We start from the raw sequence: 20,325 nt of genomic DNA, 5'->3' as shown, positions 1-20,325 counted from the left end.
TCTGATGAATTAACATAGCGCATTCCTGCCGCTATCGGTAGCCAGAGTCAGGTTTCAGGCGCAAAGCAGACCTCAATTTCACTACAGCCTTCACAAGACGGCGAACGGCAGGTCAGTTCCCCTTCCCGCGACAAACACACCTGACGATAGAAAAACTTTTTCCAGCGCATATTCTGCGCGTTCATTTCAACCAGCGGCGTGAAACATACGGTAATCAGCTCACGCAGTTCCTCACGCGACGCCAGCCCCAAGTCCTGCCACAGATGATTGAAGCTCATTGACGCACTGGCAATTAACCAGTGCATCGGCGCGGCCTCTTCATCCATGTATTGCACAAGCCAATTCGCCAGTTGTTCACACTCCTGCCAACGTGGGCGCAGCAACGCACTCAGCAACGCGTCCTGCTGCTCAAGCAGGGCGGGACGCGCTGTCGCGTCCCGTTCCACTCGCCACAGCAAGCGTTGCCAGCCGTCATCATCCAGATTCATTTGTGCCGGAAAACGCGCCAACCCTTGCAGGTGATTATCGACAAGATAGCGCAGCCATGCCAGAGGCGTTGGTGAGATAACCATTACGCCACCCCCTGCCGGCTGACCTCCGGTCGGACACGCTGCGCCCGCCATTGCTCCAGCGTTTCGCGCACCGGTTGCCATGCGCCGTACACGCAAGGTTCGATGCCTTCGGCTTCCAACCGATGCCAGGGCGCCATCCCGATACGGGCGCAAAATACCGCTTTGACATCGGCCAGCAGGTCGATGACCTGATCCAGCCGATTTTCCTGCTCATCCTCCTCGCACTCTGTCGGACTGGCGCAGTAGCGCTGGGTGAACCGTTCGCCCAGCGGGATAATACCCGCCCGGGAGATGCTGAAAATATAAAAGCGATCCACATGACCAAAGTGCCGATCAATCACATCGCCTTGCCCGGTGGCGACGGCCACCAGACAGGCATCGGGTTCTTCGGATTCCCCCTGCGAGGCGATGCTGGCCTGAATGCTCGCCCGGCGAAATAACGCAGGCAACCGCGACTCCTGTCGTTCAGGCAATGACGCCAGCGGGAACTCCTGGCTACGATCTTCCCCCAGCATGCCGATGGCATCGGCGCGGCACTGCTGGCAATGCGCCATCTGCGGCATATGACGACCGCACTGGTTGCGCACTTCCCCCAGCGTTTCCGCATCCGGTTCGCGCACCCCTTCCAGACCGAAGCGGGTGCCATGTTCCGGTTTTGCAATCAACGGCATCACGTTATGCAGCACCGCTCCCCATTGCCGCGCCTGCAAGCTGACCTCACTGAGATGCGCCGCGTTGATTTCCGGGATCAGCACCGAGTTGACTTTCACCATTACCCCCTGCTCCGCCAGCTTGCGAATCCCTTCCCCCTGACGCTCAATCAGCAAATCGACGGCGATGCGCCCGTTAAGCTGGTCGCCTTCGTACCACAAACCGTCATAGATTTTTTCGGCAATCACGGCGTCAATGGCGTTCACCGTAACGGTGACATGATCCACCCCGACCGCCACCAGTCGGTCGACGACATCCGGCAGCATCAGGCCATTGGTCGACAGACACAGTTTAATATCCGGCATCTCCGCTCGTAGTCCTTCCAACGTCTTAAACGTACGGGCAATGTTGGCCAGCGGGTCGCCCGGCCCGGCAATCCCAATCACCGACAACTGTGGGATCTGTGACGCGACATATTTGGCTTTGGCAATCGCCTGTTCTGGCGACAGGAGTTCCGAGACAACGCCTGGGCGGGATTCATTGCTGCAATCGTATTTGCGATTACAGTAGTTGCATTGCAGGTTGCATGCTGGCGCTACCGCCAAATGCATTCGGGCGAATCGGTGGTGGGCCAGCGGAGAGTAACAGGGGTGGCGAGACACTTTATCCGTCTGTAACGGGGTAAAGTGCGCCGTATTCATCGACCCGCATGACCGCTTGCCTGAAAAAGATGCGTTGTCTGCCATATGGTTAACCTCAGTAATAAGCGACTTCACTTCTTTTTTGCAAACGATATGCCGGACAATCGGGTAAAGAAAACGTTTATTTTTTATTGAGTTACCGATTAACTTTACTGCTTCATAACTGACATTGTCTGACAATGTATTGAATGCGACATTGGTGTGGAACGGCTAAGAGCCAGCATGCGAGAGGCCAAAGCAGCGATTTGTTGTTCATATCTTGCCGGGAGGCTTTGCTGACAAATGGGCATTTCACCTCAACCTTAGCCAAGAACCTAAGTAGACAAATATTACTAGCGGGCAAAGGCGTGGTTCGCCAGCGCAGCGTTGCCCGTTGTTTTATGGCATGCCTCACATCCGCTGCATATTAATATTCATAATCTGAATACGATACGCCACCTGCCGCGGGGTCATTCCCAACAGGCGAGCGGCTTTGGCCTGTACCCAGCCGGTGCGCTCCAGCGCCGCGATCAGCCGTTGCCGTTCATCCTGAATGTGTTCAATGCTCGGTTCATGACTCATGTTGACGACATCGCTGGTGGCTTTGTGGCGATTGAACGACGTCAGCGTATTTTCTTTATAGTTGAACAGAATGACGTCCCGGTCGATCAATCCATCTTCCGCCATCACCGCCGCGCGCTCCAGACAATTTTCCAGTTCGCGAACATTGCCCGGCCAGTCATAGCTCATCAACAAACGTAGCGCGCCTTCGCTAATCTGCAATTCCCGCCCTTGCCGTTTACTAAGTTTGGCGATCACAAACTGAGCCAGTTCCTGCACATCCTCAAGCCGTTCACGCAGCGGCGGCAAAAAAATCGGCATCACATTCAGACGGTAATAAAGATCTTCCCGGAAATTCCCGGCCCTCACTTCATCTTCCAGATTGCGGTTGGTCGCCGCGATAATGCGAACGTCCACCCGCAGCGTCTCATCACCGCCGACGCGCTCCATTTCACCTTCCTGCAAGATACGCAGCAGCTTGGCCTGAAACGATGCGCTACTTTCACCGATTTCATCCAGAAACAGCGTTCCGCCATCCGCCAGTTCAAAACGGCCTTTGCGCTGTTTGACCGCCCCGGTGAATGCCCCTTTTTCGTGGCCGAACAGTTCGCTTTCAAGCAGCGAATCAGGCAATGCCGCACAGTTGAATTTCACAAATGGCGCCCCGGCGCGCGGAGAATTGTAATGAATGGCGTTGGCGATCATCTCTTTACCGGTGCCGCTTTCCCCGCGGATCAGTACCGTGGTATCCCAGCGTGACACCTGACGCATCATGTCGAAGATATGCCGCATCGACTGGCTTTTGCCGACAATGTTGTCAAAGCCATACTGCTGCTGCACTTTTCTGCGCAGGCTGTCGCGCTCACTGCGCAGCGCCTCGCTTTCCCCTCTGGCATGGCCGATTAACCGGATCGTTTGCGCAATCAGATTCGCCACCATCTCCAGAAAGCGGGTGCTGGAAGGCAATTTATCTTCATGCAGTTCCATTGGCTGAGCCGCCAGTACCCCGAGCGGCATCGCATCCGGGCCGGGAATGGGAACGCAGATAAAAGGTAACGCGTAATCATACAGGTTGAGGCGATCCAGAAAGCGCGGATCGTCCGAAACCCGAGGCAAAACCAGCGAAGCCCGCTCGCTCATGACCGTTCCCAGAATCCCCTCGCCCACCCGATAGCGAACGCCCCGGCCGCCTTTGATCACCTGGATATCCGCGCCCTGCAACGCTTCAATAAATAGCGAAGCGCGGTCTTTATCAAACAGACACACCATGCCGTATTGCATAAACGCGTGATCGTGCAGCGCCTGGATCATCTCTTCCAACGTATGCTGTACATCCAGAGAATGGCTCAGCGCCACACTGATTTTATGCAGCGCGACCACCTGCTGCTGTGAGTCCAAACGCCGGGAAAGCCGTTCTGTCGTCGGGAAATGAGCCATTTTATCCTCCCAGGGCTACGGTATCGGTGAGGTATAACCCCTCAGTGGCCAGTATCAGCATCATCACGGTGCTGCCTGACGCCGTCTGTTCGGTGGTCACCGAACCCCGCAGTTGCGACATGATCACCTGCATCAGACGCAGTTCCATACATTGTCCGGTTGCCAGCATTTCTATCATCGGATGGGTCGCTTCCTGCTCGAAAGACGGGAGGTTATCAGTGACGATAAAGCACAGCCGCTGACACTGCCGTCTGGCTTGAATCGAGATCGCCACGGCATTCTGTGTTTTTCCCATCAGTGTCAGACAGCGATCGAGCCACAAGCTTAATGCGGTTAAAATCAGCGTACACTGACCCCGCAGGGTTAAATCGGGTGGAGAACAAGACCACTCCAGCTTGCCGTTCCGCCCCATACGATACTGATAGAGATCGGCCAGGTCCGCCATCATCGCGCCGACCGGAACGCTGTCTTGTGATTCCCGAGGCAACGCCGGACGGCACGCGGTCAGGCGGGCAATAGCTTCCTTCCCTTCATTCCAGGCCGTGCGCAACGCGACATTGTCCGCCTCGGGATTCAAACGCAGTGCGGCAGACAGCATATTCAGCGGGCAACTGAGCTGAATCAACGCGGCATCCAGCGTTTCACGGATCGCCGCCACCATTTTGTTGACGCTAATCTGGCGCTCAAGTTGATCCCGGCGATCCTGCGTCATTTGCCGCTGCTGCTCGGTGTAATCGACAATCACCACCAACTGGCGCGGCGGCGCGCTGTCGGTAAAATAGAGGCTGGCTTCCTCATTGACCGCGTGCAGCGGCCAGCAACTCACCGAGAACCAGCGCTGCGTGCCGCGGATGTTCAACGGCGTCATGGCTGAAGGTTCGGTCTGGTTCAGGCAATCCAGCAACACCAGCGGTTCTCGTCCATCACAATCGGCACTGAGGGTTTTATAGGCCAGATTGTCCATCACGATGTTGTACTCGCCTTCCACCACCACCACGGCTGCCGGGATGTTATTCAGCACGGCGGAAATCAGCGTCATCTGGTTGTGAACCCGCTGCGCCAGCGCGTAGCGCTCGCTGATGTCTTTATGCATCCCCAGATAATGTTCAATTTCCCCCTGGGCATTGACGATAGGGGAAATCGTGATTTCCGCCAGATAGAGCGACCCGTCTTTACGCTGGTTGATGAGCTGACCGCTCCATGAATCGCCCGCCTTAATCGTCGTCCACAGCGACTGATACACTGAGGCCGGCGTCTGATGGCTGGAAAGCAGATTATGATTCGCGCCCATTAATGTGTGCAGCGGGTAGCCGCTCAGCGCGCAAAAGGCGGGATTGGCGTACACAATATTTGCCTGCGGATCGGTAATTGAAATCGCCACTGAAGATTGCTCAACAGCCGTATGAAACAGCGCCGCATGCAACCCCTTTCCTCCCAGCGACGATGTAATCAATTGCACATCATCCAAGACTAACGATGAACTCATCCGGGCCCCTCCGGTTTGCATAACGCGTCTGTCGGCTTCATGACAAATTGTCAGATTGCGCAACAGACATCGGACGACATGATATACCCCTGAGAAAAGTGCAAGATTTATTCCCCTTTGTGAAATAACCTCGAAAACCTTGATCTCGATGTGGGTTTTTGCCGTCATTCGCGTTTCATTGGGCTTCGTGATCGGTATCCCCCCCCTCTCTCGCCGCCGCCGTGATCACTTTTGGCGCAAATTTTTGCACCTTGATTGACCAATTATTGACCACAACAAGCTGGCACGTCTTTCGCAATAGCTCTCTAGGAATCTCGACCGCCGGGGGAATAAATGAAAGAGATATTGTTAATCATTCTGGCCAATATTCTGGTCAACAATGTCGTACTGTCGCGCTTTTTAGGGCTCTGTTCTTTTATGGGCGTGACAAATCAGGTCAAGTCCGCCGTGGGCATATCCATTGCCACCACGGTGGTCATCACACTGGGTTCCGCATTAGGCTGGGTGATTGAATTCTGGATATTGGCTCCGCTCAATCTGGGTTACCTGCGTTTGCTGTCCGTCATTCTGGTCATTGCATCGCTGGTACAGTTGATTGAGATGGTGATTGCAAAATACAGCCCGACCCTCTACCGCTCACTGGGCATTTTTCTTCCGCTGATTACCACCAACTGCGCCGTGCTCGGTGTGGCTTTGCTGGTGCTTCAGGATAGGTTGAACTTTACGCACAGCGTATTTTTCGGCTTTAGCGCTTCATTAGGTTACTCGCTGGTCATGATTATTTTTGCCGGGCTGCGTGAACGGCAGGCCAGCGCGCTGCCGCCGCTGTTATTCAAAGGGACGCCGCTAAACTTTATTACCGCCAGTATTCTGGCGTTGGCCTTTACCGGCTTTGCCGGATTGTCATCATAAGGAGGCGGAGATGTTGATACTGACGTTACTCGCCATCCCGCTGATCTCCGCGATGATCGGCGCCTTGCTGGGCTATGCCGCCCTCTACCTGAAAGTAGAAAGCGATCCGATGGTCGATAGCATTGTGGCGATCCTGCCGAGCGGTCAGTGTGGTCAATGCGGCTACCCCGGCTGCCGTCAGGCCGCGATCGCCATGGCCAGCGGTGAAGCGGCCGTTACCCTTTGCGCCCCCGGCGGCAGCGCTGTCGCACAGCGCATTGCCGCCCTGATGGGCATTAATCTGGATGAAAGCAGCGTTAAAGGACCGATGGTGGCGATGATCAATCCTCAGCAGTGCGATGGTTGCGGCCGTTGCTTAAAACAGTGCGCCTTCGATGCGATTGTCGGCGCCACACGACAATTACACGGTGTTCTCAGTGAAGACTGCACAGGCTGCGGCATCTGCGTAGACGTCTGTCCGCAAGGCAGTATTCACCTGTGCGCCGATCCCCTGCTTACCCCCACTGTCGCCAAACCCGGTTTAGCGCTGCGGCAGGAGCCCAACTATGCTTAAAGCTCTCACGACACCTCATGGCGGCATTCGTCCTTATAGCCATAAATCCTTAACCCGCGAACAGGTTATTCGCTCCCTTCCCATGCCGGAGAAACTGATGCTGCCGTTGCGCCAGCACACGGGCGCGCCCGCTATTCCCGCGGTCAGCATAGGTGACACTGTCACTAAGGGTCAGTGTCTGGCTCAGCCGTTCGGCCGGATGTCGGCCCCGATACACAGTCCCGCCAATGCGATCGTAACGGAAATCGTGACCGGCGATACCGGGTATATCGCGTTGCGGACGTTGCCGGCCACATCCAACGTCAGTCGGCTGGCAACCACGGAAGACGACAGCGCCGACAGAATGCTAGCGCTCATCGCCCAGGCCGGTATTGTTGGTATGGGCGGCGCCATGTTCCCGGCAGCCGATAAAATCCGTCTGGCGATGCGCCACGAAATCAACTATCTGATCATTAACGGCGGCGAGTGCGAACCCTATATCACCGCTGACGAACGAATGATGCAGGAACAGGCGGAATTTCTGATCGGCGGGATTCGCTACCTGCAACAGCTCACCAAAGCGCGTCAGGTCTACATCGGGATTGAAGACAACAAGCGTGGGGCCATTTTACGCCTCGATCGGCTGTGTCTGAACGAACCCGACATCGATGTGGTCGCGCTGCCGTCTCTCTACCCGATGGGCTCCGCCAAGCAACTGATTGAGGCGGTAACCGGAAAGCAGATCCCCCACAATAAACGCTCACCGGAGATGGGCGTACTGGTTCAAAACGTCGGCACCTGTATCGCCATCTTCCAGGCTATCCGTTTTCGCCAGCCCCTGACCCATCGGGTCATTACCGTCAGCGGCCGGGCCATTGAACAACCCGGCAATCTGCTGGTGCCGATCGGTACGCCGATCAACACCATTATTGCCGCCTGCGGCGGGCTGAAAAGCACACCGGCGCGGATGATTTTAGGCGGGCCGATGATGGGCCGCGCCACAACCGATCTGAACGCCCCCATCACCAAAGGCACCAGCGGGTTGCTGCTGCTGACCGAGGACGAAATTCCCCAGCCGCACAGCAGCGCCTGTTTACGCTGCGGCCGCTGTGTGGATGCCTGTCCGATGGGGTTGCCGCCGCTGGCGATGCTGGCCGAGTTGAAGATCAACGAACTGAATAACGCGCGCGATCTGGGGCTGAACAGTTGTTTACTTTGCGGCTCCTGCTCATGGGTCTGTCCCGCCGTCCTGCCGCTGACCCAGTTTTTCGACTGGGGACAACAACAATTACGGCTGGAACAGCGCCGGGAAAATAAAATGCAGCGCGCCAGCGCCAACAGTCTGCGGCGGCAAGCGCGTCTTACCCGCGAAGCCGCCGAAAGAGCCGCGGCGAAAGCGGCCAAACCGTCCCGCCGCCGTAACGTTACGCCAGATGCGCCGATGGAGGGTTCCGCATGCTGACATCACCTCACGTTCATCAAGGGCTCAGTACCCAGAACCTGATGTATAAAGTGAATCTGGCGCTGATGCCGGCGATTTTACTGGGGGTTATCCAGTTCGGCGCACCCGCGTTGATGCTGATATTCACCTGCATTATCACGGCGTTGCTGTGTGAAGCATGGTGCCTGCGAGTCAACCCGGTATCGCTCGGCCACGTATTTGACGGCAGCGCCTTGCTGACCGCCCTGCTGTTTGCCCTCAGCCTGCCGCCCCATGCGCCGCTTTGGTTGGGCGCGTTTGGCTCGGCGGTCGCCATCCTGCTGGGTAAGCATATTTATGGCGGCCTGGGACAAAATCTGTTCAATCCGGCAATGCTGGCGCGCGTCGTGGTGCTGATTGCTTTCCCGGTACAGATGACGCACTGGGTCGTCCCCACCGAGTTCTGGAACGGTGAGGTCTACTCTCTCCACACCGACGGCACCACCAGCGCCACCTTGCTCGGCGCGTTTCGGGAACAGGCGTCGGCCACGTTCTCATGGGAAAACGCGCTGATGGGCACGCATAACGGCAGCTTCGGCGAAACCTCCACCTTGCTGTTGGCGCTGGGCGGCCTGTGGTTATTGCAACAGCGGGTGTTCAGTTGGCATGCCCCGGTCGCCATGCTGGTCGGCTGCCTGTCGCCGGGGCTGATCCAATGGCTTATCGCGCCGCAATCCATTTTGCCGCCGCTGGCGCAGCTTACCACCGGCGGGTTAATGCTGGGCGCCGTCTTTATCATCACCGATCCGGTCACTGGGCCGGGTAGTCCGCGCGGCCGTCTGTATTACGGCGCGCTGGCGGGTTTTCTGGTTTGGGCCATTCGCAGCTTCGGCAATTATCCCGAAGGCGTCGCCTTTGCCGTTCTGCTGGTGAACGCTATTACCCCGTTGATCGATAGCTGGACGCGTCCGCGGGCCTATGGCTATCGGACACAGAAGGAGAAATAACATGGCCTCCGCCTCACAAAGCAGACTGCGTTGGCCGCCCCGCAGTCATCCCGTCAGTCTGAGTCTGCTGCTCGGAACCTTTACCCTGCTAATCAGCCTGATGATTGCGGGCGCGTGGTGGGTGACCTATGCCGAGATTGAGCTGCGCCGCGAGGAGGATACCCAGCGTCAGCTCGCCGCGGTCTTCCCCGATACGCTGCATGACAATCCGCTCAGCGACAGCGAGGTCACGTTAACGCTGGATGGCATGCCGGTACGCGTTTATCGGGCCAGTCAGCAAGGCAAACCCAGCGGCCTGGTGATGTTTGCCGGCGAGAAAGGTTACAGCGGCATCATCAGCCTGCTTATTGGCATCGATGCCGACGGCGAGCTGACCGGCGTGCGGGTCATCTCCCATACGGAAACGCCGGGGTTGGGCGACAAAATCGAACTGAGCCACGGTAACTGGATTCTGGGGTTTAATGGCAAATCCCTGCAAAACACCACGGAAAAACAGTGGGCGGTCAAAAAAGACGGCGGCGATTTCGACGCGTTCACCGGCGCCACCATTACCCCGCGCGCCGTGGTGAAAGCCGTGCACCGGACGCTGCAACTGTTCCAGCGCCACCGTACCGAATTGCTTGGGTTAACGGAGGAGAAAGCCAATGAGTGACGTTACCGCCACTGCGCCAGTGGCCCGGCCCGCCTACCGGGATATTCTGGTCGGCGGGATCTGGACCAACAATATCACCTATGTACAGATCCTCGGTCTGTGTCCGCTGATGGCGGTGACCACCACCGCCACCAACGGTTTCGGGATGGGCATCATGACCACCGCGGTGCTGGCGGGGGCCAATCTGCTGGTGTCGCTGCTGCGCCATCTGACGCCCAACCAGATCCGTATCCCGGTTTATATCCTAATCATCTCCAGCCTGGTGACGGTGCTCGATCTGTCGATGAATGCCTGGATGCATGATCTGCACAAAATTCTTGGGTTGTTTATTCCGCTGATTGTGGCCAACTGCGCCCTGCTGGGGCGGGCGGAATCCTTTGCCGCCCACAATCCGCCGATCGCCGCCACGCTTGACGGCATGTCGACGGGATTGGGGTTTACCCTCGGCCTGACGTCAATGGGCGCAATTCGCGAGATTATCGGCAGCGGTACGCTATTCAGCGGCGCGGAACAACTGCTGGGGCCGACCTTTCGTTTTCTGGAAATGCATCTGCTGCCTGAGTATGACGGCTTTATTCTGATGCTGCTGCCGCCCGGCGGTTTTGTGGTGATGGGTTTTGTGCTGGCGGGTATCCGCGGGGTGAAAGTGCTGCGCTTCGGCACTGACGTACTAAAAAAAGAGGCGGGGGCCGGCGCCGGTTGCGGCACAGGATGCGGAGGTTGCCGATGAAATTCACTATAGCCCATGTTAACGGCGACCAAAGCCGCTGTATCGAGATGGATCTGCCTGCGCCCGTCACGCTGCGCGAGGCGTTTCTGGCCTCTCCCTTACCGGCGCTGTTTCCCTGGCTCGACCCGGATGTACACCGCATGGGCGTTTTCGGACGCCTGTGCCCCGCAGACAGCGAAGTGCATGAAGGCGATCGGGTGGAAATCTACCTGCCGATTGAACGTCCCGTCCAAGAAGCGGACGACGATGAAGCCTAATTTAAACCATCCTTTTCCAGCGTCCTGTTTAGGAGAACGTAAACCATGAGTACTATCGGCATTTTCTTCGGTACTGATACCGGCAAAACGCGTAAGGTTGCAAAACTGATCCAGCAAAAACTGGGGGATCAGGCGGCTGATCCAGTCAATATCAACCGTGCGTCAATCGACGATCTGCTGGCTTATGACATTTTGATTCTTGGCACCCCCACGCTGGGAGACGGGCAACTTCCCGGTCTGGCGGCTGAATGTATGAGCGAGTCATGGGCTGAAGTGGCCGACGATCTGGCGAATGCCGACCTCAGCGGCAAAACGGTGGCGCTATTCGGACTCGGCGATCAGGTCGCCTATCCCGATGCTTTTGTCAGCGCGCTTGGTGAGCTTTACGACATCGTCAGCGAAGCCGGCGCCAACATCATCGGCGCGTGGCCGGCCGAAGGCTATACGTTTATCGATTCCGCCGCACTGGAAGGCGGCAGCTTCGTCGGTCTGGTTCTGGATCAGGACAACCAGCCGGATCTCACCGAGGAACGCGTGACGCAGTGGGTCAGCCAGCTTCAGGCCGCGTTTTGAAGGAGTTCGCTTTGCCCCTTAACTTGTCTCTTAATATCCCACTCAGAAATTAACACCGGGCCAGAGGTTGTTTGCCTCTGGCGTAAGAGGGGCCATTCACGAAATGACGCTGACCTTACACAATAAACGGGGTGTTGATTATTTCCGCCAGCCAGTGGCGCTGATACCGCTGGCGGCGGGCTTCCTGCCATTGCTCGCGAATTTGCATAAGCGCCTGCGCTTTCGGCGCCGCTTGCGCCGGACGGATCGCTTCACACCACAGAATATGCAGCCCCATCGTCGTTTCCACTATCGGGCTGAACGTATCCGTTTCCATGGAGAAAAGCACCGCATCCAATTCCGGGTAAAGCAAGCCGCGCTTTATCCAGCCCAGTCTACCCCCTTCCAACGCCGTCGGGCATTCGGAAAAGCGCGCGGCCAGACGAGGGAAACGGCAAGGGTTCATCAGTAACCGGCGTTGCAGCGTCGCCATACGATCGGCGACAGCCTCACGCGCTGAATCGGCCCGCGCCTCGTCAATCACCAGCAGCAAGTGATGCACCAGACGTTTTTCCGGTTGCTGAAAGCGATACGCATTCCGCTGATACCAGGTTTCAACCTCAGCCTCGCTCACCGGCGGCGCTTCATCGGCGACGGCATCCAGCACGGCCGTTAATGTCGCCTCATGCGCCAGCGCCTGTAACAACCCAGCGTCATCAATACCCGCCTGCTGCAAAGCGGCCCGCCAGGAGGATTCATCGTCGAAAAAGGCACGCAGAGCATATTGCGCGTGCATTATGCCGTTTTCATCCGGCCGAATCCGCTGTTGCTCAGCCTGCTCGCGGATGGCCAGCTCCAGTTTCCACTGACGCGCCAGTTGATTGGCAAACCGATCCCGCTGCTCTGCCGTTTGTTGCCACGGCAGGCACTGATGCAATGATAAAGCGAGTTTGAGACGGGAATAACGCTGCCACATGGCGAGCGTTTCGACGTTACAGGCGCTCACTTTCAATCGCCTCCAGCGCATGCGCCGGCACCTGCAACAACGTGCCGCCGAATAAAACGATAAACTGCATCGGTTGAGTATCGTGTTCAACCCCCATGACCTGACCCACGTCTCCGGCCTGCACGCGGATATGGTGATCGGTCGTCAGGATCATTGAAGCGGAAACCCAGTCGCCGTATTGAAAAGCGCCATCCACCCACGGCGCGCTGGCGGGAATCAATTCGTTTTCACGGCACCCGACGATACGGTCATCATCAACAAAATGAACCTGATAGATGATGTTATCCTGCAAAAACGTGCCCCATTCACGCACAAAGCCAATAGTGCCGCGCCGCACCAGCAGTTCGCCGCGCGCCTTATTCGGAAAGGTGCCGTCGTTGCGCACGCTCCTGATAACCCGCACCGCCTCGCCAAACGCAAATTGCGGTTTCATGTCGTTTCTCCTTCATCCAGCAACAGCCAGGGAATAAAACAGCGGACGGTACGTTGATAGACTTTCAGATCCGAGCGATCGCGTAATTCGCCGCTCACGACATGCAGATAACTTTCCCGCAACATGGACTGAACCTGATCCATGCGAAACTGCTGGCGTTGTTGCGGCGTCATCGCCGGTTCCTCTGCCGGGTTGTATTGCCGCAAGCGGCGATTAAAGGCGTGGAGAATGTGTAAATGCCGAACCCGCACGGCTTGTGCGTCAAAGGGGATGGCAAAAAAGCGCAGGAAGTCTTCGGCATTTTCCAGTTGCCCCACGCCGGGCAGTTCATCAAACCAATCCATAACGTTACCCCTTACCACGCTGTTTTTAAGCGGTTAACCTCGCGCGGCCTGTTCAAAGCCGTTGTTCAAATCACGTTAATCGCCCGCGTCGGTATCTCCACGGCCCCCTGATACAACTGCCAAAGCTCGTCCAGCGTGGGGCTGCGTTTACTGGTTTCGGCGAACATTCGTAACGCCTGCTGAATCAGCGGGATCTGCGTATCGCTCACCGTTATGCCAAGCTGCGCGAACACCGTTTCCAGCGCCCGCCGCCCGGAGTGTTTTCCCAGCACCAGTTGATGCTGGCGGCCCAGTCGCTGTGGCGCAATACTTTGGTAACTTTCGACATCTTTCAATAAGCTGGCGACGTGTACGCCGGATTCATGGGTAAACACCCGTTCGCCCACCAGCGGTTGCCGCGTGGGGATGGTCTCCCCCGCCGCGCGAGCGACCCACTCACAGAGCATGGGTAACTGGGTGGTATCGATGTGCGTATCGCCCAGTTGGGTATGTGACAGCGCCAGTACCACCTGCTCCAGCGCCGCGTTGCCTGCCCGCTCTCCCAGCCCTAAAACGGTGGTACTGACGTGCGTCGCCCCTGCTCGTACGGCGGCCAGTGTATTCGCTGTCGCCATGCCGAAATCGTTATGCGCATGAATTTCCAGTTCGCCCGACCAGTAACGCCGCAGTTGTTGAATCTGCCGGGCGGCGGAGAATGGATCGAGTAACCCCAGGGTGTCGGCGAAACGCATGCGTTGCGCCCCCGACAGACAGGCGACCTGCGCCACGGCCGCCAAATCCTCTTCGCTGGCGCGTGAAGCATCTTCACCGCCGATACACACCTTAAGCCCCAGCGACAGCGAATACCGGGTCAAATCCTCCAAGCGCCGCAGCATATCCGGCCACGGCAGGCCGACCTTGTACTGGCGTAAACAGGCGGAAACCGGCAAAGAGATATCCACCCAGTCAACCCCCAGCGCCGCCGCCCGCTGAATATCGTCTTCATTCAACCGGCACCAGGCCATCAGGGTGACATCGGGCAAGGCCTGGCGGACGCGATATATACGGGCGCACTCCTCTTCCCCCATGGCGGGCGTGCCAACCTCCAATTCAGGCACGCCCGCCATGACCAGAGAAGACGCAATGGCCAACTTTTCATCCGCGCTGAATGCGACGCCGGGGCTTTGTTCGCCATCGCGCAGCGTGGTGTCATTAACGACAATGGTTTGCATGGGCGAAACCTCCCTGATTAACCCCACACCGGGGTGAAGGCGCCAGGTTTATCCTGTTGCCAGTACGGAGACAGCGCCCGCAACCGATCGACGATCGACGGCAGTTGCTCCAGCACACAGTTAATCTCCCGCTCGCGGGTATAACGCGACAGTGAAAAACGAATGCTGCCGTGCGCGGCGGTATAGGGAATGTCCATCGCCCGCATTACATGGGACGGCTCCAGCGAACCGGACGTACAGGCGCTGCCGCTCGATGCCGCGATACCGACCTGATTAAGCATCAGCAAAATGGCTTCGCCTTCAATAAATTCGAAAGCGATGTTGAGCGTATTCGGCGTACGCGGCTGTCCGCCACCCATCACGCGAGTGCCGGCGATATCCTGTAATCCGCTCTCCAGCCGATCGCGCAGCGGCGCGATGCTGGCCGTCATCATGGGCAGATGCAGCGCGGCCAATTCACTCGCCATGCCCATGCCGACAATCCCGGCGATATTTTCCGTTCCCGCCCGGCGGCCGCGCTCCTGGTGTCCGCCGCGCAACAGCGGCCGAAAGCGGGTGCCGCGCCGCAGCCACAGACATCCGACGCCTTTCGGACCGTGGATTTTGTGCGCTGAGCAGGAAAGCATATCGATCCCGGAATCCGCGACCGCCACCGGCAGTTTGCCGATGGCCTGCACGGCATCGCAGTGGAACAGAATGCCGTGCTCGTGGGCGAGCTGCGCCATTTGCTCGATCGGGAACACCACGCCGGTTTCGTTGTTCGCCCACATCGCGGTCACCAGCGCCACGCCGTCATGCAATAAGGCGCGGTACTCATCCATGTCGAGCGCCCCTTGTTCGTTCACCCCCAGCCGATGAAGGATATAACCCTGGCGCGCCAGATGTTCACACACCGCCAGCGTCGCCGGATGTTCAACGGCGGTGGTAATGATGTCGCGCCGGCTTGGGAACGCGTCGACCGCCGAGAGGATCGCGGTAGAGGTTGCTTCCGTGGCGCAGGAGGTAAAAATCACTTCGCTGTCGTAATGCGCCCCCAGCAGACTGGCCACCTGTTCGCGGGCGCGGGCCAACGCCCGGCGGGAAGGCTCGCCGAAGTCATGGATGGATGACGGGTTGCCATAGTGATCCTGCAAAAATGGCAGCATGGCCTCCAGCACCATCGGATCAATGCGGGTGGTGGCGTTGTTATCCAGATAAATTGGTTTCATAGGCATGTTCCTCAGATATCTGAAGTCTGGAGAATGACCCCGGCAGGGGCTGGCGTATCCACCACCACGCGGATAAAATAACCCAGCCGCTCCAGCAGTTTCTGTTGCAGCCAGCCCAGCGTCATATCCGTCATCATGCAGCCATTACAGCTACCGGACAGGGCAACCCGCACTTGGTTTTCCGTCACCGCCAGCAGCGTGATATCACCGCCATCCATCTGAATATGCGGCCGCAGCCCGGCTAGCACCTCTTCCACCGCCAGCCACTGCCGGCTTTTTTCTATTACGCTCTCGGCCGCCGGCGGCGCTTCGGCGGTGGCCAGAATCAGAATATTGCTCAGCGTCTGTTCGATTTTTTCGTGACAGGCAGTGCAGCCGCCGCCGGCTTTGGTGTACTGGATGACCTCTTCCAGCGATGTCAGTCCGTTGGTCAGCACCGCCCGTTTGATCTGCCCTTCGTCAACGGCGAAACATTTACAGATCAGCGCGCCCTCTTCATGATCCTCATCCAGCGTTTCGCCACGATAGTCGGCAATCGCGACGCGCAGAGCCTCCTGACCCATGACGGAACAGTGCATTTTTTCTGGCGGCAGACCATCGAGATAATCGGCAATATCTTTGTTGGTAATTTGCGCGGCTTCTTCCAGCGTTTTACCGATAATCAGTTCAGTCAGCGCGGAAGAAGAAGCAATGGCGCTGCCGCAGCCAAAGGTCTGGAATCCGGCTTCCCGGATCACCTCGCTCTCGGGATCGACCCGCAACATCAGTCGCAGAGCATCACCACAGCTGAGAGAACCGACATCGCCTACCGCATTGGCTTGCTCTACCACACGGGCATTACGCGGATTGAAGAAATGTTCTTTTACCTTCTCAGAATAATTCCACATGCTCACTACTCCCGTTGACAAACGACTTATGGTGTTGATACGGCGCAGTCGCTGCCGTCACACCGACATCCCAAAGGCTGAAACTCGACCCATATGCCCTGCGTATCGGAACTGATACGGGCCTGCGCCAACTGTTGCCAGTGCAGCGCAGAAGCCAATAACCGCAGTCCTGCGATTTCGCGGCACTCATCGTCGGGCAACGCCTGACGACGCCATACCATCTGCACTGACCAGCCCCGGCAGGCATCCCCTCTGACTACCAGCGCCAGCCCCGCGGTCGTTTGTTCGCGCTGCTGCTGGCGCAGACGGAGCTGCTTCAGCGTCAAGGCATCGATATGGATCATGGTTTCGCTCCTGTACCTGTCGCTTATTCCTTTTGCAAATGTGATACCAGCAATAAAAAATGTCTTTTATCAGTAGGATAGTGTTTTTCGTCGTGGTTACCCTGCGACATAAACAACCGGAATTGTCGGTTTTGTCGCACAGGCGACAAGGGGAAAAAGCCTGTTTTGATAACGCGTTAATAAACCGGCGGTAAGGATGCTACTCCCTCTCATACCACCCGCTCTCCTGCATCATGACGTTAAAGCGGTCGCTGTCTTTCTGGCGCGGGGATTTTCTGAACCGTCCGTCGTCGCACAGCGCCTGCGCATCTGCCAGCAGCATGGCGATCGGCGTGTTTATCTGCACGTTGACCGCCCGCACGCCAATTCCGAGCAACTGGCGAAAGGCCGTTTCCCCGATGGCGGTGCAATACAGCGAAAAACATCCGTCCACCGCGTTGATACGGCTGACAAGCTTGTCTTCGTTATGCCCCTGGCAGACGGTGAAATCGGCAACTTCCAATAGCTGAACTTCGTCACTGCGCACGCCGTAAATCGCCAGCCGGGGCGACGCGCCGAAATGCTGATCGACCACGCGCAGATCGACGCTGGCGAACGCAATGCGAATGACCCAGCTATCGGCGGAAGGAACGGCTAATTGACGGGCTAAATGCTTCATGGTCTATCCTCCATGAAGGGTTCCTGAACGGAACACGGTGAAAAGTCCTGTTTCAGCGGCGAGTGATAAACCGGCATCTCATGGTGCGCCTGCCGCAAGGTATTAGCCAGCTCGAACAGCGTATCGCGCATACCGGCGTATCCCTGGCGCAAACGACGAAATTCGCCGATGCGGTCAAACAGCGGGAAGCCGATGCGAATCAACGGCAAATGGTATTTCTCCGCCAGCAACGCCGCATGAGAATTGGCGCATAGCATATCAACGGGATTAACCCGCAGCTTGTCTTCCACATCTTCCAGATCGCCGATCTGGACTTCCGCAACCGGCAGTGACGATAAACCCGGTTGATTCGTCGGCGCGACCACAAACTGCGGCCGGAGTCCCTGACTCAAGGCGAAATCCAGCCAGGCGGTCAGCAGATCGCCTTCCGCCGCCATCGCCAGCCGTTTATCCTGCAGCCAGACATGCGTATCGATCATCACATCCTGCAACTGACCGCGCTGGCGCTCGATCCACGCCGGCACCTCCCGTCCCGAAATCAGGTGCAAATGCTGGATGAAACTATCGCACTGCGCCATCGTCATCAGATGCGGTATCCAGAATGACGGAATTTGGCAGCGGCTCTCCAGCAGTCTGGCCGCCCGCTGGAGCGAAACGCCGATGGCGATTGTGGAAACGCTCTGTCCCATCTGTTCCAGTTCACGAATCGAGGTTCCGCCCTGTGTCAGCGCCGAGAAATCCCCTTCGGCCAGATGCCCGTCCAACGAGCCGGCCAAATCCGGCAGCATGACCGGTTGCATGCCAAACGCCTCCACATAGCTGCGAATCAGTTCATGATCGCCGGGCGTCAACATGTGCCCCAGCAGCAGATTCACCCGTTTCTTGCGTATCCCTTTTGGCGTCGCGTTCGGTACGCATTGCTCGATAACGCTCTCCAGCACGGCGGCGTAACCATTTTCCATCGAGCCATAAAAATCCGGCGAACTGGCCGTGACAATCGTGACTGACTGGTATTTGGGATATTCGGTACGAAACTGCCGTAACGCTAGCGCCAAATCCGTGCCTTGCGCTTCGGACAGTCCGGTGCTCAATATCACGATGATCCGCGGATTGTGGCGCTCACACAGTACCGCCAGCGCCGTCAATACGTTGTTATTCGCTCCCATGATGGTGGTGATGGGGTCCATGGCGGTGGTTTGCAGCGGAATCGGTTCATGGAAGTGCTGGATGAAAAACACTTTCGCAAAGGCGCTGCATCCCTGAGCGCCATGCACCAATGGAATACAGCCATCCAGTCCCATACTGGCTAAAATAGCGCCCAGCGGTTGCCCGCTTTTGATCGGGCTGGTCGCCAGCGGTTTGACTGACTTGAGGATCTGAGCCATTGCGTTTCTCCTTACTCAGTTATGCCAGGGAGCCCGGCGAGCGACCTGCGACCAGATGGGGCTTTCCAGTGTGAGACAAAGCTGGCGGGCGAGCGCCACAATGCCCTGATATCCGGCAAAGGCGTGTTCTCGTTCCTGATTGATATCCAGAAAAGGCAGACGGGCTTTGTATGCCGTGTACATATTGCGGCCACCGGCAATCATAATGTCGGCGTTGTAGCGGTAAGCGGTATCCAGCAGCAGGCGGGCATTGCCGTCATCCAACATGACCGCGTCTTCTCCCATCAGCTCGCGGATACGGGATTTGTCCTCTTCCGTCGATTTTTTCGTTCCGGTCGCCACCACATCCAGCCCCAGATCCTGTAGCGCCGACACCACCGACCAGGATTTCACTCCGCCGGTATACAGTAGCGCCCGCTTACCCTTCAGGCGCTGGCGGTAAGGCGCCAGCGCCTGATTCGCCGATCGTTCTTCCTGTTCAATCAGCGCGTCGACACGGGCCTGTAAATCGTCATCGTTGAGCAAGCCCGTCAGCGTGCGCAGCGAGGCGGACATTTCCCTGACGCCATAAAAGCTGCCCTCGAACCAGGGCGTGCCATAGTGCAGTTCGAGATAGCGCGCGACGTTAATCAACGCGCGCGAACACACCAGCATATTGGCTTCGGTGCGATGCAAAGTCTGAAGCTCGGCAAAGCGGGCATCCCCGGACAAACTGCCCAGCACGCGAATACCCAGTTGATCCAGCAACGGCAGGACATGCCAGAATTCCCCGGCAATATTGAATTCCCCGATCAGGCCGATGCTGTGGCCTTTCTCTTCAGGAATGGCGAAATCAGCCGGCCAGGGGGCAGGCTCTCGTTGTCCGACCACCCTCTTCGCCATCACCTCGCCGGCGATGCGGTTACCCAGATTCTTGCTGCCGTAAAACCCGGCAGCATCGATCGCGATGACCGGAATATGATTGACCTGTTCCGCCGCACGGCACACCGCCTCGATATCGTCCCCCTCCATCGCCGGTACGCAGGTGTTGTAAATAAACACCGCCGCCGGGTGGTAACGCTCGACAATGTGCCGGATAGCATGAAACAGGCGGCGCTCGCCGTGTCCCATGATCACATCCTGCTCGCTCATATCGGTGGTGAACCCCAGGCGATTAATCCGCGGCCCGGAGCTGTGACTGCCGCGATTATCCCAGGAACTGCCCGCACAACCGATGGGCCCATGAACCAGATGGGCGACATCGGCAATCGGCAGTAACGTAATCTGCGCGCCGTCAAATGCACAACCTCCCGCCGCCGTACCGGGTTTGGGAGCGCTACAGCCGGATTTCTGACCGCCATTATGATCGCAGGCGGGTTGATCCATTAACGCCACGATTTCGCTATTTCTCATTATTCACC

General features: G+C 57.5%; 22 protein-coding genes. 8 read left to right on the top strand and 14 right to left on the bottom strand.

Annotated features, from left to right (window positions below; genetic code table 11):
- Positions 1-47 precede the first annotated feature (47 nt).
- The 4 genes from EH207_RS08605 to nifL form a co-directional block, all read right to left on the bottom strand.
- Positions 48-572 (bottom strand): nitrogen fixation protein NifQ, encoded by a 525-nt coding sequence (locus EH207_RS08605; protein ID WP_137713620.1) that lies wholly within the window; start codon positions 570-572, stop codon positions 48-50.
- Positions 572-1,969, bottom strand: a complete 1,398-nt coding sequence (nifB, locus tag EH207_RS08600) for a nitrogenase cofactor biosynthesis protein NifB (protein ID WP_137713619.1) — start codon at positions 1,967-1,969, stop codon at positions 572-574. Before nifB ends, EH207_RS08605 begins: the two co-directional genes overlap by 1 nt.
- A gap of 345 nt (positions 1,970-2,314) precedes the next feature.
- Positions 2,315-3,901, bottom strand: coding sequence for a nif-specific transcriptional activator NifA (nifA, locus tag EH207_RS08595; protein ID WP_137713618.1), 1,587 nt, complete (start codon positions 3,899-3,901; stop codon positions 2,315-2,317).
- A 1-nt stretch (position 3,902) separates the two neighbouring features.
- Entirely contained in the window at positions 3,903-5,387 is a 1,485-nt protein-coding gene (nifL, locus tag EH207_RS08590; protein ID WP_137713617.1) for a nitrogen fixation negative regulator NifL, read from the bottom strand.
- A 333-nt stretch (positions 5,388-5,720) separates the two neighbouring features.
- Here nifL and rsxA point away from each other — a divergent pair, with 333 nt between their 5' ends.
- From rsxA to EH207_RS08550, 8 genes are read left to right on the top strand one after another with little or no spacing between them, the layout of a single operon-like run.
- Positions 5,721-6,299, top strand: coding sequence for an electron transport complex subunit RsxA (gene rsxA, locus EH207_RS08585; RefSeq protein ID WP_137713616.1), 579 nt, complete (start codon positions 5,721-5,723; stop codon positions 6,297-6,299).
- A 10-nt stretch (positions 6,300-6,309) separates the two neighbouring features.
- Positions 6,310-6,852, top strand: coding sequence for an RnfABCDGE type electron transport complex subunit B (locus EH207_RS08580; RefSeq protein ID WP_137713615.1), 543 nt, complete (start codon positions 6,310-6,312; stop codon positions 6,850-6,852).
- Positions 6,845-8,293 (top strand): electron transport complex subunit RsxC, encoded by a 1,449-nt coding sequence (gene rsxC, locus EH207_RS08575; RefSeq protein ID WP_137713614.1) that lies wholly within the window; start codon positions 6,845-6,847, stop codon positions 8,291-8,293. Before EH207_RS08580 ends, rsxC begins: the two co-directional genes overlap by 8 nt.
- The gene (locus EH207_RS08570; protein ID WP_137713613.1) at positions 8,287-9,258 is read left to right on the top strand and encodes an RnfABCDGE type electron transport complex subunit D; all 972 of its coding nucleotides are present in this window, start codon (positions 8,287-8,289) and stop codon (positions 9,256-9,258) included. Before rsxC ends, EH207_RS08570 begins: the two co-directional genes overlap by 7 nt.
- Position 9,259: 1 nt before the next feature.
- Positions 9,260-9,910 (top strand): electron transport complex subunit RsxG, encoded by a 651-nt coding sequence (gene rsxG / locus EH207_RS08565; RefSeq protein ID WP_137713612.1) that lies wholly within the window; start codon positions 9,260-9,262, stop codon positions 9,908-9,910.
- Complete coding sequence (locus tag EH207_RS08560; RefSeq protein ID WP_137713611.1) at positions 9,903-10,640, top strand: electron transport complex subunit E; 738 nt, start codon at positions 9,903-9,905, stop codon at positions 10,638-10,640. Before rsxG ends, EH207_RS08560 begins: the two co-directional genes overlap by 8 nt.
- The gene (locus EH207_RS08555) at positions 10,637-10,897 is read left to right on the top strand and encodes an RnfH family protein (protein ID WP_137713610.1); all 261 of its coding nucleotides are present in this window, start codon (positions 10,637-10,639) and stop codon (positions 10,895-10,897) included. Before EH207_RS08560 ends, EH207_RS08555 begins: the two co-directional genes overlap by 4 nt.
- A gap of 45 nt (positions 10,898-10,942) precedes the next feature.
- A complete protein-coding gene (locus EH207_RS08550) occupies positions 10,943-11,470 on the top strand; it encodes a flavodoxin (RefSeq protein ID WP_137713609.1) in 528 nt (175 codons plus the stop codon).
- A gap of 115 nt (positions 11,471-11,585) precedes the next feature.
- Here EH207_RS08550 and nifM read toward each other — a convergent pair whose 3' ends face one another.
- The 10 genes from nifM to nifE all read right to left on the bottom strand — a co-directional run bounded on the left by nifM (position 11,586) and on the right by nifE (position 20,317).
- The gene (gene nifM, locus EH207_RS08545; RefSeq protein ID WP_175413661.1) at positions 11,586-12,455 is read right to left on the bottom strand and encodes a nitrogen fixation protein NifM; all 870 of its coding nucleotides are present in this window, start codon (positions 12,453-12,455) and stop codon (positions 11,586-11,588) included.
- The gene (locus EH207_RS08540) at positions 12,442-12,888 is read right to left on the bottom strand and encodes a nitrogen fixation protein NifZ (protein WP_137713607.1); all 447 of its coding nucleotides are present in this window, start codon (positions 12,886-12,888) and stop codon (positions 12,442-12,444) included. The genes nifM and EH207_RS08540 overlap by 14 nt, the downstream gene beginning before the upstream one ends.
- A complete protein-coding gene (locus EH207_RS08535) occupies positions 12,885-13,232 on the bottom strand; it encodes a nitrogenase-stabilizing/protective protein NifW (protein WP_137713606.1) in 348 nt (115 codons plus the stop codon). Before EH207_RS08535 ends, EH207_RS08540 begins: the two co-directional genes overlap by 4 nt.
- Positions 13,233-13,297: 65 nt before the next feature.
- A complete protein-coding gene (nifV, locus tag EH207_RS08530; protein ID WP_137713605.1) occupies positions 13,298-14,443 on the bottom strand; it encodes a homocitrate synthase in 1,146 nt (381 codons plus the stop codon).
- Positions 14,444-14,460: 17 nt separating this feature from the next.
- Positions 14,461-15,651 carry a cysteine desulfurase NifS gene (nifS, locus tag EH207_RS08525; protein ID WP_137713604.1) on the bottom strand — a complete coding sequence of 397 codons (1,191 nt, stop codon included), beginning with the start codon at positions 15,649-15,651 and terminating at the stop codon, positions 14,461-14,463.
- Between the two features lie 11 nt (positions 15,652-15,662).
- Entirely contained in the window at positions 15,663-16,538 is an 876-nt protein-coding gene (nifU, locus tag EH207_RS08520) for a Fe-S cluster assembly protein NifU (RefSeq protein WP_137713603.1), read from the bottom strand.
- A 26-nt stretch (positions 16,539-16,564) separates the two neighbouring features.
- Entirely contained in the window at positions 16,565-16,882 is a 318-nt protein-coding gene (locus EH207_RS08515) for a hypothetical protein (protein ID WP_137713602.1), read from the bottom strand.
- A 199-nt stretch (positions 16,883-17,081) separates the two neighbouring features.
- Positions 17,082-17,540, bottom strand: a complete 459-nt coding sequence (locus EH207_RS08510) for a NifB/NifX family molybdenum-iron cluster-binding protein (protein ID WP_137713601.1) — start codon at positions 17,538-17,540, stop codon at positions 17,082-17,084.
- A complete protein-coding gene (gene nifN / locus EH207_RS08505) occupies positions 17,537-18,925 on the bottom strand; it encodes a nitrogenase iron-molybdenum cofactor biosynthesis protein NifN (protein ID WP_137713600.1) in 1,389 nt (462 codons plus the stop codon). Before nifN ends, EH207_RS08510 begins: the two co-directional genes overlap by 4 nt.
- Before the next feature lie 15 nt (positions 18,926-18,940).
- On the bottom strand, positions 18,941-20,317 hold the full coding sequence (gene nifE / locus EH207_RS08500; protein WP_137713599.1) for a nitrogenase iron-molybdenum cofactor biosynthesis protein NifE: 1,377 nt from the start codon (positions 20,315-20,317) through the stop codon (positions 18,941-18,943).
- Positions 20,318-20,325: the final 8 nt, after the last annotated feature.

Source organism: Brenneria rubrifaciens (assembly GCF_005484945.1).
Classification (GTDB): Bacteria; Pseudomonadota; Gammaproteobacteria; order Enterobacterales; family Enterobacteriaceae; genus Brenneria; species Brenneria rubrifaciens.
Note: the sequence above shows the minus strand (reverse complement) of the source record. Positions and strands in the feature narration are given on the sequence as shown.

What these genes read in the sequence shown, in the direction of transcription:
- nifS (WP_137713604.1), bottom strand. Translation starts at nt 15,651, where the DNA reads ATGAAACCAATTTATCTGGATAACAACGCCACCACCCGCATTGATCCG.
- nifU (WP_137713603.1), bottom strand. Translation starts at nt 16,538, where the DNA reads ATGTGGAATTATTCTGAGAAGGTAAAAGAACATTTCTTCAATCCGCGT.
- EH207_RS08570 (WP_137713613.1), top strand. Translation starts at nt 8,287, where the DNA reads ATGCTGACATCACCTCACGTTCATCAAGGGCTCAGTACCCAGAACCTG.
- EH207_RS08555 (WP_137713610.1), top strand. Translation starts at nt 10,637, where the DNA reads ATGAAATTCACTATAGCCCATGTTAACGGCGACCAAAGCCGCTGTATC.
- nifA (WP_137713618.1), bottom strand. Translation starts at nt 3,901, where the DNA reads ATGGCTCATTTCCCGACGACAGAACGGCTTTCCCGGCGTTTGGACTCA.
- nifB (WP_137713619.1), bottom strand. Translation starts at nt 1,969, where the DNA reads ATGGCAGACAACGCATCTTTTTCAGGCAAGCGGTCATGCGGGTCGATG.
- EH207_RS08605 (WP_137713620.1), bottom strand. Translation starts at nt 572, where the DNA reads ATGGTTATCTCACCAACGCCTCTGGCATGGCTGCGCTATCTTGTCGAT.
- EH207_RS08580 (WP_137713615.1), top strand. Translation starts at nt 6,310, where the DNA reads ATGTTGATACTGACGTTACTCGCCATCCCGCTGATCTCCGCGATGATC.
- EH207_RS08560 (WP_137713611.1), top strand. Translation starts at nt 9,903, where the DNA reads ATGAGTGACGTTACCGCCACTGCGCCAGTGGCCCGGCCCGCCTACCGG.
- nifN (WP_137713600.1), bottom strand. Translation starts at nt 18,925, where the DNA reads ATGGCTCAGATCCTCAAGTCAGTCAAACCGCTGGCGACCAGCCCGATC.
- rsxC (WP_137713614.1), top strand. Translation starts at nt 6,845, where the DNA reads ATGCTTAAAGCTCTCACGACACCTCATGGCGGCATTCGTCCTTATAGC.
- EH207_RS08540 (WP_137713607.1), bottom strand. Translation starts at nt 12,888, where the DNA reads ATGAAACCGCAATTTGCGTTTGGCGAGGCGGTGCGGGTTATCAGGAGC.
- EH207_RS08515 (WP_137713602.1), bottom strand. Translation starts at nt 16,882, where the DNA reads ATGATCCATATCGATGCCTTGACGCTGAAGCAGCTCCGTCTGCGCCAG.
- nifE (WP_137713599.1), bottom strand. Translation starts at nt 20,317, where the DNA reads ATGAGAAATAGCGAAATCGTGGCGTTAATGGATCAACCCGCCTGCGAT.
- rsxG (WP_137713612.1), top strand. Translation starts at nt 9,260, where the DNA reads ATGGCCTCCGCCTCACAAAGCAGACTGCGTTGGCCGCCCCGCAGTCAT.
- nifL (WP_137713617.1), bottom strand. Translation starts at nt 5,387, where the DNA reads ATGAGTTCATCGTTAGTCTTGGATGATGTGCAATTGATTACATCGTCG.
- rsxA (WP_137713616.1), top strand. Translation starts at nt 5,721, where the DNA reads ATGAAAGAGATATTGTTAATCATTCTGGCCAATATTCTGGTCAACAAT.
- EH207_RS08550 (WP_137713609.1), top strand. Translation starts at nt 10,943, where the DNA reads ATGAGTACTATCGGCATTTTCTTCGGTACTGATACCGGCAAAACGCGT.
- EH207_RS08535 (WP_137713606.1), bottom strand. Translation starts at nt 13,232, where the DNA reads ATGGATTGGTTTGATGAACTGCCCGGCGTGGGGCAACTGGAAAATGCC.
- nifV (WP_137713605.1), bottom strand. Translation starts at nt 14,443, where the DNA reads ATGCAAACCATTGTCGTTAATGACACCACGCTGCGCGATGGCGAACAA.
- EH207_RS08510 (WP_137713601.1), bottom strand. Translation starts at nt 17,540, where the DNA reads ATGAAGCATTTAGCCCGTCAATTAGCCGTTCCTTCCGCCGATAGCTGG.